Consider the following 16960-nt stretch of genomic DNA (forward strand, 5'->3'; position numbering starts at 1 on the left):
CCGAGCAACCAGTCGAAGGACTCGGTCTGGAGAGCGAGAAGATCAGGAACTTCGAGCGGCTCCTGAATTCGTGCGAAAGACACACGACGGGGACCAGCGGGTACGGCGGAGGCGTTGCGCGAGGCTGCCAACAGATGTCCTTCCGAGGGCTCGCGGCGGACTGACTACACGCACGCCAGACGACCATGCATCAGAGCACCAAAAGAAGCGGGTCGTCAAAGGGCAGCGCAAAGGGGCAGTGTAGCCGAACGGCATACACCTGTCCACTTCAGTCTTGCTGCATGCTCCACGTTGGTCGCAGCATCGCCCGTCAGCGCCGAAACGTCAAGCCCGCGACCCGACATTTCGGCCGGGAAGCAGCCGTGACGCTGGGAGTTTTCCCCCCACGTGACCTGCGCACACCACCGGATCCAAGACGATACCCGCGACCTGGTGTGGCTAACGCTCAGTCACACGCCGGTTCGAACGCTAGCCGAGGAGCGGCTGACGATCGACACTGCCATGGGTGATGTACCCGGGGGCTTGCCAGGGCCAAACATGGTTTTTACTAACAATTGAGTAACCCGCCACGCCCACTAGCCCGGCGGAGGGTCTCCGAGCAGCGTGGACAGCTCCGCCACCAGCCAGCGCGAACCCTTCCTGACCATGACCAGCCGGGCCCGGTTCTGGCTGACCTGGCGCCGCGGCTCCTTCTCCCCCGCGAGGGTCTTCACGGTGCCGGTGTTCATGAACAGCAGCACCTCGACCCGGCCGGACCGGGCCGACTCGACCGCCGCCCCCGCCACCGTCACCTGCTGCACCATGTGCTCCCGTTTCGCCAGCGGCACCAGGGTCGTGGCAAGCTTCTTGTAGTGCTCGGTGAGGGCTCCGGTGGTGTAGCCTCCGGCCCGTGCGAAATCTTGTTCGATCGTACGATAGTCGTACGACAACATGTCCGAGGCGACCAGGCGCGCCGCCGCCAGCGCCTCGCGCCCGTCGGCCTCCTCCTCGCGCAGCCGGCCGAGGTCGGCGGACATGACCCAGACGGCGGCCGCGAGCGCGAACGCCACCGCGGTCAGCACCCCCGTCACCAGCAGGGACAGGCGCGTCACAGGACCAACTCCGCCTTCGACACGAGCCAGACGCCTCCGACCTTGGTCACTTCCATGTTCCACCGGTAGAACCGCTCCTGCGGCGCGTCCTTGCTCCCCTCCCGGCGGATCAGCGCATCGCCCACCGCCATCACCTGGGCCCTGTCCCCCCGCAGCGAGACGAGGCCGCAGGCGCGCAGCGCGCCCGTCTGGACGACCTTGTCCTTGAGCGTGGTCTCCTTGAGCGCCGCGAGGTTCCTGGCGTACTCCGCCTTGGCCGGCCCCGTGGAGGTGTCGAGGATGCGTTTGATGTCCGCGTCGACGCTCGGATGGCTGACCGAGAGCAGATCGACCGCGTGCGCGCCTGCCGCCTGGACCGCCGCTTCGCGGTCGTCGGCGGTCGCCTGGGCCTGACGCAGGTCCCCGCCGATCCAGAAGGCGGCGGCCAGAAGCACCGCGATCAGCACGCCCAGCGCCGGTCCGGCGATCCTCAGCGGGCGAGGAGGCCGAGCAGCTTTCACCGCCATGCGTTGTCTCCCGTCGCACGGTCTCCGGAACGCCGGCCGGCGACCGCCCAGCGCCGGCCGTCCAGACCGGTAAGCCCCCGGTCGCCGGATCATAACCCGCCGCGCGGATCACCCACAGGAGGCTTTCCGGAGCCGTTTCCGGCTCCACCGGTCCCGGAGCCCGCCGTACGGACCGGAAGGACTCCGCCGTACGGACCGGGAGAGCCTCCGCGAGGCGGGACCGAAGGGCTCCGCCGTACGGACCGGGAGGACCCCCGCGGGGCGGACGGAAGGGCTCCGCCGTACGAGCCGGGAGGACTCTGCGGGAGAGCCCCCGCCGGAGGGGGTGGAAGGACTCCACCGGCCGGGGTGGGAGGGCTCCTGCCCTCTCCGGCCCCCTCCGGCCGGGAGGAGCCCTGTCACGGGGGCGGGGTCACCTCACGCTGTTGACGTGGGCCGCGACGAGCCGGGGATACTCCTCCAGCCAGTTGCGGCCCCGCTCGTCCACGAACGAGTTCGGCGGCGGGATGACGCCGTTGGCCGCCAGCCAGGAGCCGGGCGGGCGCTGGGTGCGCCGGATCCGGCCAGCGCTGGGCATGAGCTGCGGCGGGATCGGCGGCAGGCCGCCCGGGTCGTGCCCCATCTGCGCCTCCGCCTCCAGCTCGGAGACGTCCTTCTCCTCGGACATGCCGATCGGCCCGTGGCGGCGGGCGTTGAGGAACTGCCGCACGACGGGCTCGTCACTGGAGAGCAGCATCTCGCGCGGCCCGAACATGACCAGCTCCCGCCGGAACAGCAGGCCGATGTCGTCGGGCACCGTGCGCGCGGTGTTGATGTCGTGGGTGACGATGAGGAACGTCGCCTCGGTCTCCGCGTTGAGATCGACGAAGAGCTGGTTCAGATAGGCCGTGCGGACCGGATCCAGGCCGGAGTCGGGCTCGTCGACCAAGATGATCTCCGGGTCGAGGACGAGCGCCCGGGCCAGGCCGGCCCGCTTGCGCATGCCGCCGGAGATCTCGCCGGGGAGTTTCGCCTCCGCGCCGAGCAGGCCGACGAGGTCCATCTTCTCCATCACGATGCGGCGGATCTCGCCCTCGCTCCTCCTGGTGTGCTCACGCAGCGGGAAGGCGATGTTGTCGTAGAGGTTGAGCGAGCCGAACAGGGCTCCGTCCTGGAACAGGACGCCGAACAACCTCCGGAGCTCGTAGAGCTTGTTCTCGCTGCAGTTGGCCAGGTCGTGGCCGTCGATCCAGATGTGGCCGCGTTCGGGCCTCAGGAGACCGACCAGGGTCTTCAGGAAGACGGACTTGCCCGTGCCCGAGGGGCCGAGCAGCACCGAGATCTCTCCGGCGGGGAGGGTCAGCGTGACGTCCTCCCAGATGACCTGCCTGCCAAACGACTTGGTCAGGCCCTCGACCACGACTTCGACGCCCACGTGCCGCCCTCCGGAGGCCACCGATCGTGACCGGTCGGCGGCTTGACGGGGAATCACCTACGGATGACACAACCGTAGCCACGATCGCCCGGATTGGAAGAGGGTCCAATAAGTTCCCGTGATCGTTACGGCACGGTTATGAGACGCGGAGTCCAACAGTAGTCGTGTGACCGGCGGCGGCCGGCCGGGCGCGCGAGCATGCCCGTGGAGACGACGCAAGGGCGTGTCCCCTCGGAGGGGACACGCCCGTGCGGACACAGAAAGAGCGGGCCACCGGCACCTGGTGGACCCGCTCTCTCCGGTGAAGCCGAATTACTTGACGGTGACCGTCGCGCCGGCGGCCTCGAGGGCGGCCTTGGCCTTCTCCGCCTGCTCCTTGTTGACCTTGCCGTCGAAGACGGGCTTGGGGGCGCCGTCCACGAGGTCCTTGGCCTCCTTGAGGCCCAGGCTCGTCAGAGCGCGGATCTCCTTGATGACCTGGATCTTCTTGTCACCGGCGGCCTCGAGGACGACGTCGAACTCGTCCTGCTCCTCGACCTCCTCGGCGGCGGCAACGCCACCGACACCCGGGGCGGCGGCGACGGCGACCGGAGCGGCGGCCTTGACGTCGAAGGTGTCCTCGAAGAGCTTCACGAAGTCGGACAGCTCAAGGAGGGTCATCTCCTTGAAAGCGTCGAGCAGCTCGTCGGTGCTGAGCTTCGCCATGGTGGTTCCTCCGTATGGATCTAACAACTAAGAATTGGGACCGCGGTATGTATGCGCTAATCCCCTACGACCGCTTGCGCGGACCTACTCGCCGGCCTCTTCGCGCTTGGCGCGCAGAGCCTCGGCCAGCTGAGCCATGTTGGTGGGCAGCGCGTTGAAGACGGCGGCCGCGTGGCCCTGCTTCGCCTTCAGAGCACCGGCCAGCTTCGCGAGGAGGACCTCGCGCGACTCAAGGTCGGCAAGCTTGCTGATCTCGGCCGGGGTCATCGACTTGCCGTCGACGACACCACCCTTGATGACCAGGAGGGGATTGGCCTTGGCGAAGTCACGCAGACTCTTGGCAGCCTCGACCACGTCGCCGTTGACGAACGCGATCGCCGACGGACCCGCGAGCAGGTCGTCGAGCTGGTTGATCCCGGCCTCGTTGGCCGCGATCTTGGTCAGCGTGTTCTTCACCACGGCGAACTTCGCATTCTCACCGAGAGAGACGCGCAGCTGCTTGAGCTGAGCGACGGTGAGACCGCGGTACTCGGTCAGAACGGCAGCGCTAGAGCCTTCGAAGCTGCTCTTGAGCTCGGCTACAGCCGTTGCCTTTTCCGCCTTCGCCATGGGCCTCCTTCCAGATGTGCCGCCGGTAAAGGCCCATGAACACAGACAAGCCCCGGCGCAGGCGCACGGGGCTCACATAAGGATCAGACCAAATGGAAACTCACATCACACCTACGCGGGCCGTCCACAGACGTGGATCCTTGGGTCATCAGGCCATGAGGCCCGACGACGACCGGCGGTCTTCGGCGTTGACAGCATACGGCCTGCCGGGCCGCATGCCAAATCGGGCAGGACGACCCGCGTCCCCGGCCGTCCGGGCCGGGGACGCGGGCCGTGGCCGGAGATCAGTTTCCGGCGGGGCCGTCCGGGAGGTCGCCCACCTGGTCGGCGGGCGGCGCGGCGATCTGCACGGGCTCGTTGAAGCCCCTGAAGGAGGCCGCCAGGTTGAACGTGGCACCCTGCTCGGAGCCGCTCAGCGTCACCTTGCGGGGCAGGTTCTCGGCGTCGGACCACAGGTCGAACTTGACGTCCTTGACCCGCGAGAGCTCCTCCTGGAGCTGCTCACGCTCGGCCGGGTCGACCAGCTGCGCGGCCTCCGCCACCGGGAAGGTGCCGCTGTAGTGGGTCGTCTCCACCCCGCCGACCGTCTCGGTGCCGACCGCCTTGACGTCCTTCGACGCCGTCAGCAACTTGACGGTGCCCGCCAGGTCGAACTGCTGGACCTGGGCCATCACGTCCTTGACCTCGGCCTGCTCCTGGGCGTCGAGCTCGGCGAGCGACACCTTGATCCACGGCTTGGTCGCGCCCGCGAACTTGTTGATCAGCTCCGACTTCACGTAAACGGTGTCACCGGACAGGATCGCCCGCGCGCCACCAGGCACGTTCTGCCCGCCGAAGGTGATCGTGTCCAGCTTGATGTCGGTCGCCAGGTCGGGCTTGCTCTGGTAGAGCAGGCTGCCCTGGACCTTGCTCGCACCCTTGTCCCCGCCGGTGGCGTCGAGCACCAGGTCCGCCGAGTAGGAGGTGACCTCCCCGGCCCGCTGCGCGCTCTGCTGCACCGCCTCGGCGGCGGCGAGCTTGACCTTTCCCAGGGATGCGGTGCCGTCCTGCGCACCACATCCCGTGACCGCGACCAGCGCGGCCGCTCCCAGTGCCAGTGCGGGAGCCAATCGGCGCATCCGTCTCACCCCTTCGTATCCCCCGATCAACGTGTCTACGACACTACGTGGCAGGCGCGCGGCGCGCGTCCTCCGGGAGAACGAAGAAGGGCCTCAACCGAATGGCCATTCGGTTGAGGCCCTCTTACGGGGACGTCTGGTATCAGGCGTCGAGCTCGGCGGTCATCGCCCGCGTCACGTTCGGGTCGACCGGGATGCCCGGGCCCATGGACGTGGAGAAGGAGACCTTCTTGATGTAACGGCCCTTGGCCGCCGACGGCTTGAGACGCAGCACCTCGTCGAGGGCGGCGGCGTAGTTCTCGATGAGCTGGCGCTCACCGAACGACACCTTGCCGATGATGAAGTGCAGGTTCGCGTGCCGGTCGACACGGAACTCGATCTTGCCGCCCTTGATGTCGGTGACGGCCTTGCCGACGGCCGGGGTCACCGTGCCGGTCTTGGGGTTGGGCATCAGACCACGCGGACCGAGCACGCGGCCCAGGCGGCCGACCTTGCCCATGAGGTCCGGGGTGGCGACGACGGCGTCGAAGTCGAGACGGCCCTTGGCGACCTCATCGATCAGCTCGTCGGCACCGACGATGTCGGCGCCCGCCGCGCGGGCCTCCTCGGCACGGTCACCGGTCGCGAAGACCAGGACCCGGGCGGTCTTACCGGTGCCGTGCGGGAGGTTGACGGTGCCACGCACCATCTGGTCCGCCTTGCGGGGGTCGACGCCGAGTCGCAGGGCGACCTCGACGGTGGCGTCGAACTTGGTGACCGAGGTCTCCTTGGCCAGCTTGGCCGCCTCGGCCGGGCTGTAGAGGCTCTCGTTGTCGATCTTCTCCGCCGCGTTGCGGAAAGCCTTGCTGCGCTTCACTTGATCACTCCTGTGGATCCGAGTGTTCGTGGTGCGGGCCAGCGCCTGACCCCTCCACTTACTTCGAGGTTGTGGTGCCGGACGCGCTCACTGCCGCGTCCGCTGTCGGACCCCCGCCGGTCACGCGGATCATGTCTCGCATCCGCGTGCTCGCCGCCGGGCCCGGCTCGCCGCTCTCCGACTAGTCGGCGATCGTGATGCCCATCGACCGGGCGGTGCCGGCGATGATCTTCTCGGCCGCCTCGATGTCGTTGGCGTTGAGGTCCTGCATCTTGGTCTCGGCGATCTGGCGCAGCTGCTCCTTGGTGAGCTTGCCGACCTTGTCCTTCTGCGGGACGGGCGAGCCCTTCGCCACACCGGCGGCCTTCTTGATCAGCTCAGGCGCCGGGGGCGTCTTCGTGACGAAGGTGAAGGTGCGGTCCTCGAAGATGGTGATCTCAACGGGGATGATGTTGCCGCGCTGGGCCTCGGTGGCAGCGTTGTACTGCTTCACGAAGTCCATGATGTTGACGCCGTGCGGACCGAGGGCGGTACCGACCGGCGGAGCGGGCGTGGCCTGGCCAGCGGGAAGCTGGACCTTGACCAGTGCCGCAATCTTCTTCTTAGGAGGCATGGTTCTCTCCGGGTCCTAATCGGGGTGATGCGGCTCCCACGCAGACACGGGGAGCATGTCGGCAGGCCGCGCTACGCGAAGCACGGCCGCCGAACGTCTTAGTTTATGTGACCGGGTCAGATCTTCGAGACCTGGTTGAACGAGAGCTCAACCGGGGTCTCACGACCGAAGATCGACACCAGCACCTTGAGCTTCTGCGACTCGGCGCTGATCTCGCTGACCGTGGCGGGCAGCGTGGCGAACGGGCCGTCCATGACCGTGACCGACTCGCCGACCTCGAAGTCGACGGTGGCGGCGGTGGCCTTGGTGGTGGACTTCTTGGCTTCCTCGGACGGCTCCGGCGCGAGCAGCTTGGCGACCTCTTCGAGGCTCAGCGGGCTCGGCTTGTTGGACAGGCCGACGAAGCCGGTGACACCGGGCGTGTTGCGCACCGCGGACCAGGACTCGTCGGTGAGGTCCATCCGGACCAGCACGTAGCCGGGCAGCACCCGCTCCTTGACGAGCTGGCGCTTGCCGCTCTTCACCTCGGTCACGTGGTGGGTGGGCACCTCGACCTGGAAGATGTAGTCCTCCATGTTGAGGGACTGCGTGCGGGTCTCGATGTTGGACTTCACGCGGTTCTCGTAGCCGGCGTAGGAGTGGATGACGTACCACTCGCCGAACTGGCTCCGCAGATGGCGCTTGAACTCCTCGACCGGGTCGACGTCGGGGAGGACGTCACCGTCCTCGTCGACGTCGTCCGCCGGGACCTCTTCGGCCTCTTCGGCCTCGTCGACGGCGTCGGCCGGGGCCTCTTCGTCCTCGGCCTCGGCGTCGGCATCGACGTCAAAGTCGTCGGACTCGGCGAGCGAGTCCTCCGCAGCGTCGATGACCTCTTCCGGCTCGCCCGCCCGCTCCTCGCGGGGCTCGCCGGCCGGGTGTGAAGACTCGGACACGGTGACTCATTCTCTTTCCGTCGATGGGCTGATGGACTTACCGCGGGAGGACACGCCGGATGGCGGCTCAGGCTCCGCCGAAGATCCGCAGGACGCCCTCGGTGAACACCGCGTCGAGCCCAGCCACGATCCCGACCATGAGTAGAACGAAGACCAGCACGATTATGGTGTAGGAAATCAGGTCCTTACGCGTAGGCCAGATGACCTTGCGCAGCTCAGCGACAACCTGCCGGTAGAAAAGGGCGGGAGAAGTGCGCTTCGCCTTCTTCTCACCGCTCGGCTTGTCTGCGGTTTCGCCGCGCGTGTCGATCGCCACAGTCCTCACCTGATCCGGTCGTATCCAACGCATGTCTGCGGCGCGCTAGACGCCCTGATGCGCGGACCGCTCCTCGCAGGGCACGAGGGACTCGAACCCCCAACCGCCGGTTTTGGAGACCGGTGCGCTACCAATTGCGCTAGTGCCCTAAGACATGAACCACCATACATCGGTTGGACCGAGGTTTGTCCGTGGCTCACGGTCTTGACCGCCGATTCACGCATACGGCGGGAAGACCATGCGGAGTCTACGTGGGAATGGCCTCCACGTCGAACCGGTGGCGATCCGTCCCGGTCGCCTCCCGGATTACCGCCTCTTTAACCCTCTTGTACGGCCTGCTGATGACTCGTCCACATCCTGGATAAGCGGCGGAAACAGAGCCACAGGTCTGTAACCATGGAGGCATGACCCGTCCTCGCATCTCAGCGCGTATCTCCGCGATCTCCGAGTCCGCCACGCTCGCCGTGGACGCCAAGGCCAAGGCGATGAAGGCGGCGGGCCGCCCGGTCATCGGCTTCGGCGCCGGCGAGCCGGACTTCCCGACTCCCGACTACATCGTCGAGGCGGCCGTCGAGGCGTGCCGGAACCCCAAGTTCCACAAGTACACGCCGGCCGGCGGCCTGCCGGAGCTGAAGCAGGCCATCGCCGACAAGACGCTCCGCGACTCCGGCTACCAGGTCGACGCCGCCCAGGTCCTGGTCACCAACGGCGGCAAGCAGGCCGTCTACGAGGCGTTCGCCACGCTGCTGGACCCGGGTGACGAGGTCCTGGTCATCGCCCCCTACTGGACGACCTACCCCGAGGCCATCAAGCTGGCCGGCGGCGTCCAGGTCGACGTCGTGACCGACGAGACCACCGGCTATCTCGCGAGCGTGGAGCAGCTCGAAGCGGCCCGCACCGAGCGCACGAAGGTCCTGCTGTTCGTCTCGCCGTCCAACCCGACCGGCGCGGTCTACACCCCCGAGCAGGTCGAGGCGGTCGGCCGCTGGGCCGCCGAGCACGACCTGTGGGTCGTCACCGACGAGATCTACGAGCACCTCACCTACGGCGGCGCGACCTTCGCCAGCATCGCCACCGTCGTGCCCGAGCTGGGCGACAGGGTCGTCGTCCTCAACGGCGTCGCCAAGACCTACGCGATGACCGGCTGGCGGGTGGGCTGGCTGATCGGCCCCAAGGACGTCGTCAAGGCGGCGACCAACCTGCAGTCGCACGCCACCTCCAACGTCGCCAACGTCGCCCAGGCCGCCGCCCTGGCCGCCGTCAGCGGCGACCTGTCGGCCGTGGCGAAGATGCGCGATGCCTTCGACCGCCGCCGCCAGACCATGGTCCGCATGCTGAACGAGATCCCGGGCGTGCTCTGCCCCGAGCCGAAGGGCGCCTTCTACGCCTACCCGTCGGTCAAGGAGCTGCTGGGCAAGGACTTCGGCGGCAGGCGCCCGCAGACCTCCGCCGAGCTCGCCGAGCTGATCCTCGAAGAGGCCGAGGTCGCCCTCGTCCCCGGCGAGGCCTTCGGCACCCCGGGCTACTTCCGCCTGTCCTACGCGCTGGGCGACGAGGACCTCGTCGAGGGCGTCAGCCGGGTGGCCAAGTTCCTGGGCGGCGCCCGCTAGCCCCCGGGCACGTCTCCACGAGGAAAGGCCCGGGCCCGCGCCCGGGCCTTTCCTCGTGTACGGCCACGGCCCCCGGCGCACGCGTGGGGCCCGCCGCCCGACAGGGCCGACGGGGGCCGCCCCCGGGGCGGGCTCCCCGTGCGGGTCAGAACCGGGAGAAGGTCTCCTGGAGCGCGCGCTCCACGGCGGTCTGCAGGCCGATCGAGGACCCCACCCTGGCCAGCCGCTCGAACTCCGTCCTGCCCATGCGCCCGCGCAGCCTCAGCTTGGCGACGCGCAGCAGGCTCGCGAGCATGGGTGAGCGGCTGGGCGACACCTCGGCGCTCCGCCAGGCGGCGTCGGCCGCGCCGAGCAGGAGGGCGGCGAACGTGTCGTCCACACCGGAGGACTCGGCGATCACGGCGGACAGCTCCAGCCCCTCCAGCATGGAGAAGGTGTCGCCGAACAGCTGGGCGCCGAGGAGGGCGTCACGGATGGCGGCGGCGGCCTCGACGCTGTTGCCGAGCAGGTGCTCCACCTGGCCCAGGAGGAGGTTCAGGCGGATGAGGGTCCACTGGTCGCCGCAGGATTCGCAGAGGTCGCGTCCCTCCTGCAGGACGGACACGGCCTGTCCGTGATTGCCTTCGAGCATCATGGCGGTGGCCATGACCGTGTAGGTGGGCAGGAATCCGGGGAAGAAGTCGCCGGTCGAGCGGTGCCGCCCGCGGGCGTGCCTGATGTGCCGCAGGGCCTCGCCCACCTCGCCCCGCAGCACCGCCAGGTGGGACCGGAACTGGCTGACGTAGGCCGCGGCGTGTCCGTCGGCGTCCGCGGCGACGCACTCGGCGAGGATGCGCTCCGCGCGTTCGGGCTCACCGCGCCGGATCGACAGCCAGGCGTGCGCCAGAAGCGCCTTGAGCCGCTCGGGACCGGGGGCGGGGTCGAGGTCCAGCCCGCGCCGGAGAAGCTCGTCGCCCAGGGCGTGCATGCCGCAGCGCGTCCACAGCGACCACAGGTTGCCGGCCATGTCGAGGCCCTTGCGGTGCTCCTCCGGCCGGGAGTAGCAGTATTCGATGGCCGCGCGCATGTTGCCGGTCTCCGCCGCCAGCCGCCGGTACCGCTCCAGCTGGAGGTGCTCCCCGTCCAGCTCGGCGCGGCTGGACCGGCCGAGGAAGTGGTCGCGGTGGCGCCGGCGCGTCTCGCCGGTCTCGCCGAGCCGCTCCAGCCAGACGGCGCCGAACGCGCGGGCGGTGCCCGGCAGGCGGTAGCGGACGTCGAACTCCCCCTCCTCGCGGGCGAGGACGGACTTGTCGATCAGGCCGAGCAGGGTGTCGAGGACCTCGCCGGCGTCGAGTCCGTCGGCGGTGCAGACGTCCTCGGCGGCTTCGAGGTCGAAGGTGTCGGGGAAGACCGACGCCCTGGCCCACAGCAGGCGCTCCTGCGGGCCGCACAGCTCGTGGCTCCAGCCGTAGGCGGCGCGCATGGAGCCGTGCCGCCGGCCGTCGGAGGCGGTGGCGAACACGTCGGCGGCGGCGGGGTCTGGGGCGGCGGCGGCGAGCTCGATCGCCAGGGGCAGGTTGTCGAGCCGTTCGCAGAGCGCCGCCGCGTCGACGCCGTCGAGCCTCCTGTCGGCGAGGACGGCGAGCAGGTGTACGGCGTCGGCCGTCGGCAGGCCGCCGACCTGGTAGAGGTGCTCGCCGGGGAGCCCGAGCCGCTGCCGGCTGGTGACCAGGACCCGCAGTCCCTCGACGGAGCGCAGCAGCAGGCCGACCAGGATGCCCGCCGCGCCGACGGCGCGGTCGCAGCCGTCGAGGACGACCAGGCTCCGGCGCGGGGCGAGCCGGCCGACCAGCGCCGCCAGCGCCGGCTCGCCCGGCCGCCGGTCGGCGCCGGCCGCGTCCGCGAGCGTCTCGGCCAGCGAGGCGAGGTCCGCGGGGGTGTCGGACAGGTCTGCGACGTGGACGCCGCCGGGAAACTCCGCTCCGAGGGTCCGGGCCAGGCTCAGCGCGAGGCGGGTCTTGCCCACCCCCGCGGTGCCGGTCAGCGTGACGTGACGCGCCCTTCCCAGCAGGGCGGAGACCTCGGCCAGCTCTGCCTGCCTGCCGACGAAGACATCCGCTCTCATCGCAGCCCCAGCTCCGTACTGACTACACGTGCCCCTACGGTCGCATGGCGGAACGGTCGGCTGGTACCCCATCTGCCACATTTCCCCGGGTCACGCCGCCAGTCAGGAACACGTGCCGGCCGGGGCTCCCCGGCGCGGGCGCGCCGACGGGTCGTCGGCGGGTTGGGGCCAACTGTGACCGCCGGTGCCGGCCGTACGGCACCATATGGAAATGCCACGTCCCCTCAGCGAACTGCCCAAGGCCCACCTGCATCTGCACTTCACCGGCTCGATGCGGCACTCCACCCTGATCGAGCTCGCCCAGGAGCACGGCCTGCACCTGCCGGACTCGCTGAAGGAGGACTGGCCGCCCAGGTTGCGGGCGACCGACGAGCGCGGCTGGTTCCGCTTCCAGCGGCTCTACGACATCGCGCGGGCGGTCCTGCAGCGGGAGGAAGACGTCTACCGGCTGGTGCGCGAGGCCGCCGAGGACGAGGCCGCCGAGGGGTCCCGCTGGCTGGAGATCCAGGTGGACCCTTCGGGATACGCCCAGCGGTTCGGCGGGCTCACCCCGGCCCTGGAGCTGATGCTCGACGCCGCGGACAAGGCGGCCGGCTACGCGGGGATAGGGATCGCGGTCGTGGTGGCCGCCAACCGGACCCGGCACCCGCTGGACGCCAAGACGCTGGCCCGCCTCGCCACGCAGTACATGGACCACGGCGTGGTCGGTTTCGGGCTCTCCAACGACGAGCGCCGCGGCCGGGCCCGTGACTTCGACGGGGCCTTCCGGCTCGCGAAACGGGCCGGGCTGCTGGCCGTACCGCACGGCGGGGAGCTGCTGGGCGCCGCCAGCGTGGCCGAGTGCGTCGAGGTGCTGGGCGCCGACCGGGTGGGACACGGCGTGCGGGCGGCCGAGTCGCCGCGGCTGATGGAGCTCCTCGCCGAACGGCGGATCACCTGTGAGGTCTGCCCCACCTCCAACGTCGGGCTGGGGGTGGCCGAGCGGGCCGAGGACGTGCCGCTGCGGCGGCTGTTCGACGCCGGTGTGCCGATCGCGCTGGGCGCCGACGACCCGTTGCTGTTCGGCGCCCGGCTGCTGCCGCAGTACGAGCTGGCCCGGCAGGTGTACGGCTTCGACGACGCGGAGCTCGCCGAGCTGGCCCGGCAGTCGATCCGGGCGTCGACGGCCCCGGAGCAGGTCCGCCGGGAGCTGTTCAAGGAGATCGACGAGTGGCTGGCGTCAGCGGACTGAGCCGGCGATCTCCAGGGCCCGCTGGAGATCGTCGACGCCCTCCAGGCGCAGGCCGGTCCGTCCTTCCTGCCAGATGAGCGTGGGGCCTGCCGTGCGGGGGCGGACCGAGGCCTGGCCGCCGTCCCGGGGCAGGTAGCTCAGGCCGTGGCGGGCCTGGATCCACTGTCCCCGGGAGGCACCCGCCACCGGGACCTCCTCCGGCCAGGGCGGACCCAGCTCCTTGCGGAAGACGACCTGGAGCGTGCCGTCGTATTCGTCGAGCCTGACACCCGGCCACAGCAGCGACACGACCCGGCCTCCGTCGCCCACCCTGACCTCGCGGGGCTCGCCCAGCCCGGCCGGGACGGAGATCGGGAACGCCGCCTGCTCCCGGGCCTGCTCCAGGGTGACCCGCCGCTCCCCCGGCAGCGGCTCCGGCAGCCCGGACGGCAGCGGCCCGGGGGCACCGATCTCCAGCTCCACCCCGGCGAACCGCAGGACCTGCGTCACCGCGGCCCGCCCCACCGGGGTCCCCCCGAGGAACAGGGCGAGGAGGATCGCGACAGCGGAGACGATCGCCCGCCGCCGCAGGTGACCGCCGGGCCGCAGCACCCGCCATGCCCGCCGTGCCCGCCGTACCGGCGCGGTGGGCGGGGCGGGCACGGGGTGGCGGTCGGCGGCGGGGAGGGCCTCCAGACGCGCCCGTACGGCCCGCGCCACCCCGGCGGGGGGCGGGGCCGGGACGTCGACGGACTCGCCGAGGGCGAGGAGCCGGGCTTCGAGGTCGTCAGGCGAGGTCACGGCCCACCTCCTCACGCAGACGCTTCAGGCCGCGGAAGGCCCGCGACTTGACGGTGCCGACCGGGAGGTCGAGCACCTGGGCGGTCTCGGCCTCCGACAGTTGCAGGAAATACCGGCAGACGACGACCTCACGTTCCCGCTCGGGAAGCGTACGGACCATGTCGAGGAGCCGGGTCCGCCGGTCGGTGGCGACCGCCACGTCCTGCGGGTCCTCCACCCCGGGTGGGTCCAGCTCGGTCAGCTTCACGGCCAGCTCGGCCCGGCGGCCCCGCGAACGGGTCAGGTTGTGGGTCTCGTTGGCCACGATCCGCAGCAGCCAGGGCCGGAACGGCGCCTCGCGGCGGAAGCCGGCCAGGTGGCGGTATGCCTTGACGAACGCCTCCTGGACCACGTCCTCGGCCTCGTCGGCGGCGCCGAGCATCGCCGCCGTGCGGTGCGCGAGCGCGCTGTAGCGGGTGACCAGCACCTCGTAGGCGTCCAGGTCACCGGTCAGGGAGCGGGCGATCGCCTCGTCGTCGTCCGTCGGGGGCTCCTTCGCGGTGTCGTGAGAGATTCCACCGCACGGCGACGCCCGGGGGGAAGCCCCCGGGCAGGAGCTCCCGGCCGGAGTCCCGGACCACGGCCGACCTGGGGGCCGGTCCACGGGCTCGGGCCGTGGTGGGCTCTGTCAGGCGAGGGCGTAGGCCACCGCGGAGCCGGGGTCGTCGTCGTGGCCCTCGGCGAAGGCCGCGTCGTAGGCGTCATCGCCGAGCAGTTGCCTGGCCGTGCGCTCGGCGACCGTCCCCGGCTCCGACATGCCCTGCGGGCAGCCGGCCCTCCGCAGCCCGGAGACGGCCCGCAGCCGCGCTCCCGTGCCCTGGAGGCGGGCCGTGCGGTAGCCGTCCCCCTCGACCGCGGCGATCACCGCGAGCTGGTCGACGGCCAGCGCCACGCCGGCCGTGTCGCGCAGCCGCCACTTGACGTCGAGCGACTGCCTGGCCGCCGCCGCGGCCCCGGCCGCCCGGCCGAGGCCGAGCCGCGCGATGGACAGCACGTAGTCACCGCAGGCGCGGGCCCAGCGCTCGCCTCTGGCGTCGCAGAGCCGCTGCACCTCCTCCAACATGGAGACGGCCCTGGCGAACTCGCCGCGCCAGGTGACCGCCATCGCCAGGGTCACCAGGGCGAGCGGCTCGCCGACGGTCGCCCGGCCGGCCCTGCGGAAACACTCACGGGCGCGCTCGATGCCGGGTTCCACCTCGTCGAAGGCGCCGACGGACAGGGCGTGGACGGCCAGTTGGAGCCGGGCGTGCCCGGCCGCCGTGTGGTCGTCCCCGTCGAGGGCGGCCGACAGGGCCGCCTCCAGCCGGCGGCGGCCTCGCTCCAGGTCCCCCTCGGCGATGGCCACGCAGCCGTCGGCCCACAGGAGCCTGGGCAGCCCGGGATCGGTGCCGGGCGCGGCGTCGATCACCCGTCCCATGTGGTGGCGGCCCTCACCCGACCGGCCCAGGCAGAGCCAGAGAGGCCAGAGCCTCCCGGCTAGCTCGACGGACAGCGGGCTCGACGGGTCGCCGGAGCCGAGCACGCGGCGGAGATCGGTGCCGGCGGAGCTCAGCCGGGCCGCCCACCCTTCCTGCCCGGGGCCGTACCAGCCGGCGTCGGCCCTGCGTGCCAGGTCGAGGTGGTAGCGGCGGTGCCGGCGGAGCAGCCCGGCCTCCTCCCCGAGCCGGGCGAGCCGCCGCCGGCCGTACTCCTTGACCGCCTCCGGCTGCCGGTAGCCGCCGGGGACCCGGGCGAGCAGCGCCCTGTCCGCCAGGCCGGCCAGCAGAACGGGCACGTCGGCCAGGCCGTCGCCGCACACCCACCCGGCGGCCTCGGCGTCGAAGTCTCCGGCGAAGACCGACAGCCGGGCCGAGAGCAGGCGCTCCCCGGGACCGCACAGCTCATGGCTCCAGCTGATCACGGTGCGCAGGGTGGCGTGCAGGCTCTCGGGGCGGGACAGCGGCCCCCGGTCGTCGTACGGTCCCCCGGGCCGCTCCCCCCGGCGCTCCACCGGCGACGCTCCGGGCCGCCCCTCCGACCGCCCCGCGAGCCGCTCCACCGGCGACGCTCCCGGCCACTCCTCGGACCACCCCGCGAGCCGCTCCGGCGGCGACGCTCGGAACCATTCCTCCGACCGCCCCGCGAGCCGTTCCAGCGGCAGCGTCCGGAGCAGCCCGGCGGCCAGCTCGACGGCGAGCGGGATGCCGTCCAGCCGCCGGCAGATCCTGGCCGCGGACATCAGTGCCGCCCCGTCCGTCTCCAGGCCGGGGGCCGCGGCCCGGGCCCGGTCGAGGAAGAGCCGGAGCGCGTCGTCCGTCATCGGCCCCACGGCGTCGGGGGCCGGCGGCTCGAACGGCCCGACGGGCAGCAGCGCCTCCCACGCAAGGCCGAGGGGCTGCCGGGAGGTCACGATGATCCGCACGCCGGGCGCCCCGGCCAGGACGGCGGCGACGAGGTCGCGGCAGGCGTCCGGGAGATGCTCGCAGCCGTCCAGGATCAGCAGGAGGTTCTTGCCCGCGAGGAATTCGGCCAGCACCTCGCCCCCGGGGCGGGCCGACTGCTCGCGCAGCCCCAGGGCGGCCGCGACGATGTGGGCGAGCAGGTCGCCGTCGCGTTCGCCGGACAGCTCCACCAGCCAGGCGCCGTCCGGGTAGGAGCCCTGGCATTCCTCCGCCGCCCTCACCGCGACCCGTGACTTGCCGACGCCTCCGGCGCCGGTGACCGTGACCAGCGACGTCTCGGCCAGGAGCTTCAGCAGCTCCCGGATCTCGCTCTCACGGCCGACGAGGCCAGTCGTCTCCGCGGGGAGGTTCCCGCGCCACCATGGGTTCCGTTCCATCGGTTCGTGCTCCTTCCACTCTTCTGTGGAAATCGCACCCCGTCAGGGTCACGGACCGGTCAGCCTCCCTCTCGCGGGTGGGGTTTACTTCTTCCCGAGTGCAAAACTCACCGCCGCCCCAAGGCCGAAGTTCCTCCCGTGCGCGGTGGAATTTCCGAATCGTCAGAGTTTGCCGCTCAAAGGCGGCCGGGCCGCCCGGCCGGGAGTCTCGGCCC

16 protein-coding genes and 1 tRNA gene are annotated in these 16960 nt (G+C 71.0%); 2 read left to right on the plus strand and 15 right to left on the minus strand.

Translation table 11 applies throughout. The features are described from left to right. Nucleotides 1-575: 575 nt before the first annotated feature. The 11 genes from ACWDS7_RS36360 to ACWDS7_RS36410 all read right to left on the minus strand — a co-directional run bounded on the left by ACWDS7_RS36360 (nucleotide 576) and on the right by ACWDS7_RS36410 (nucleotide 8312). Nucleotides 576-1091: a hypothetical protein gene (locus ACWDS7_RS36360; RefSeq protein WP_451932951.1), complete on the minus strand. Its 516-nt coding sequence runs from the start codon at nucleotides 1089-1091 to the stop codon at nucleotides 576-578. Beyond that, complete coding sequence (locus tag ACWDS7_RS36365) at nucleotides 1088-1597, minus strand: hypothetical protein (protein WP_306859645.1); 510 nt, start codon at nucleotides 1595-1597, stop codon at nucleotides 1088-1090. The genes ACWDS7_RS36360 and ACWDS7_RS36365 overlap by 4 nt, the downstream gene beginning before the upstream one ends. A gap of 412 nt (nucleotides 1598-2009) precedes the next feature. Continuing rightward, on the minus strand, nucleotides 2010-3011 hold the full coding sequence (locus ACWDS7_RS36370; protein ID WP_306859647.1) for an ABC transporter ATP-binding protein: 1002 nt from the start codon (nucleotides 3009-3011) through the stop codon (nucleotides 2010-2012). Between the two features lie 312 nt (nucleotides 3012-3323). Continuing rightward, the gene (gene rplL / locus ACWDS7_RS36375; protein WP_306859649.1) at nucleotides 3324-3716 is read right to left on the minus strand and encodes a 50S ribosomal protein L7/L12; all 393 of its coding nucleotides are present in this window, start codon (nucleotides 3714-3716) and stop codon (nucleotides 3324-3326) included. Between the two features lie 84 nt (nucleotides 3717-3800). Then, on the minus strand, nucleotides 3801-4325 hold the full coding sequence (gene rplJ, locus ACWDS7_RS36380; protein WP_306859651.1) for a 50S ribosomal protein L10: 525 nt from the start codon (nucleotides 4323-4325) through the stop codon (nucleotides 3801-3803). A gap of 284 nt (nucleotides 4326-4609) precedes the next feature. Then, nucleotides 4610-5443 (minus strand): LolA-like protein, encoded by an 834-nt coding sequence (locus ACWDS7_RS36385; protein ID WP_306859653.1) that lies wholly within the window; start codon nucleotides 5441-5443, stop codon nucleotides 4610-4612. Between the two features lie 142 nt (nucleotides 5444-5585). Next, on the minus strand, nucleotides 5586-6299 hold the full coding sequence (gene rplA, locus ACWDS7_RS36390; protein WP_306859655.1) for a 50S ribosomal protein L1: 714 nt from the start codon (nucleotides 6297-6299) through the stop codon (nucleotides 5586-5588). A 181-nt stretch (nucleotides 6300-6480) separates the two neighbouring features. Further along, the gene (gene rplK / locus ACWDS7_RS36395) at nucleotides 6481-6912 is read right to left on the minus strand and encodes a 50S ribosomal protein L11 (RefSeq protein WP_012887815.1); all 432 of its coding nucleotides are present in this window, start codon (nucleotides 6910-6912) and stop codon (nucleotides 6481-6483) included. 116 nt (nucleotides 6913-7028) lie between these two features. Beyond that, a complete protein-coding gene (nusG, locus tag ACWDS7_RS36400) occupies nucleotides 7029-7847 on the minus strand; it encodes a transcription termination/antitermination protein NusG (protein WP_451932952.1) in 819 nt (272 codons plus the stop codon). Nucleotides 7848-7914: 67 nt separating this feature from the next. After that, nucleotides 7915-8163, minus strand: coding sequence for a preprotein translocase subunit SecE (gene secE, locus ACWDS7_RS36405; protein ID WP_306859662.1), 249 nt, complete (start codon nucleotides 8161-8163; stop codon nucleotides 7915-7917). A 76-nt stretch (nucleotides 8164-8239) separates the two neighbouring features. Then, nucleotides 8240-8312, minus strand: a tRNA-Trp gene (locus tag ACWDS7_RS36410). A 255-nt stretch (nucleotides 8313-8567) separates the two neighbouring features. Between ACWDS7_RS36410 and ACWDS7_RS36415 the strand changes: the two genes are divergently transcribed. Continuing rightward, nucleotides 8568-9773 carry a pyridoxal phosphate-dependent aminotransferase gene (locus ACWDS7_RS36415; protein WP_451932953.1) on the plus strand — a complete coding sequence of 402 codons (1206 nt, stop codon included), beginning with the start codon at nucleotides 8568-8570 and terminating at the stop codon, nucleotides 9771-9773. Nucleotides 9774-9918: 145 nt separating this feature from the next. Here the strand turns inward: ACWDS7_RS36415 and ACWDS7_RS36420 are convergent, their stop codons facing one another. Then, nucleotides 9919-11877, minus strand: coding sequence for an ATP-binding protein (locus ACWDS7_RS36420; RefSeq protein ID WP_451932954.1), 1959 nt, complete (start codon nucleotides 11875-11877; stop codon nucleotides 9919-9921). Nucleotides 11878-12088: 211 nt separating this feature from the next. Between ACWDS7_RS36420 and ACWDS7_RS36425 the strand changes: the two genes are divergently transcribed. Then, entirely contained in the window at nucleotides 12089-13108 is a 1020-nt protein-coding gene (locus ACWDS7_RS36425; protein ID WP_451932955.1) for an adenosine deaminase, read from the plus strand. Here the strand turns inward: ACWDS7_RS36425 and ACWDS7_RS36430 are convergent. Genes ACWDS7_RS36430 through ACWDS7_RS36440 form a run of 3 tightly spaced genes read right to left on the minus strand, consistent with a single transcriptional unit; the run spans nucleotide 13097 to nucleotide 16745 of the window. Further along, entirely contained in the window at nucleotides 13097-13888 is a 792-nt protein-coding gene (locus ACWDS7_RS36430; RefSeq protein WP_451932956.1) for a hypothetical protein, read from the minus strand. The genes ACWDS7_RS36425 and ACWDS7_RS36430 overlap by 12 nt on opposite strands. Then, a complete protein-coding gene (locus ACWDS7_RS36435) occupies nucleotides 13875-14531 on the minus strand; it encodes an RNA polymerase sigma factor (RefSeq protein ID WP_451932957.1) in 657 nt (218 codons plus the stop codon). Before ACWDS7_RS36435 ends, ACWDS7_RS36430 begins: the two co-directional genes overlap by 14 nt. A 24-nt stretch (nucleotides 14532-14555) precedes the next feature. Then, complete coding sequence (locus ACWDS7_RS36440; RefSeq protein ID WP_451932958.1) at nucleotides 14556-16745, minus strand: ATP-binding protein; 2190 nt, start codon at nucleotides 16743-16745, stop codon at nucleotides 14556-14558. Between the last annotated feature and the right edge of the window lie 215 nt (nucleotides 16746-16960).

Source organism: Streptosporangium sp. NPDC003464 (genome assembly GCF_053588315.1).

Bases quoted from the DNA above. Each gene is read 5' to 3' on its own strand.
- rplL (WP_306859649.1), bottom strand. From the start codon at position 3,716: ATGGCGAAGCTCAGCACCGACGAGCTGCTCGACGCTTTCAAGGAGATG.
- ACWDS7_RS36425 (WP_451932955.1), top strand. From the start codon at position 12,089: ATGCCACGTCCCCTCAGCGAACTGCCCAAGGCCCACCTGCATCTGCAC.
- rplJ (WP_306859651.1), bottom strand. From the start codon at position 4,325: ATGGCGAAGGCGGAAAAGGCAACGGCTGTAGCCGAGCTCAAGAGCAGC.
- ACWDS7_RS36420 (WP_451932954.1), bottom strand. From the start codon at position 11,877: ATGAGAGCGGATGTCTTCGTCGGCAGGCAGGCAGAGCTGGCCGAGGTC.
- ACWDS7_RS36365 (WP_306859645.1), bottom strand. From the start codon at position 1,597: ATGGCGGTGAAAGCTGCTCGGCCTCCTCGCCCGCTGAGGATCGCCGGA.
- ACWDS7_RS36415 (WP_451932953.1), top strand. From the start codon at position 8,568: ATGACCCGTCCTCGCATCTCAGCGCGTATCTCCGCGATCTCCGAGTCC.
- rplK (WP_012887815.1), bottom strand. From the start codon at position 6,912: ATGCCTCCTAAGAAGAAGATTGCGGCACTGGTCAAGGTCCAGCTTCCC.
- ACWDS7_RS36385 (WP_306859653.1), bottom strand. From the start codon at position 5,443: ATGCGCCGATTGGCTCCCGCACTGGCACTGGGAGCGGCCGCGCTGGTC.
- ACWDS7_RS36440 (WP_451932958.1), bottom strand. From the start codon at position 16,745: ATGGAACGGAACCCATGGTGGCGCGGGAACCTCCCCGCGGAGACGACT.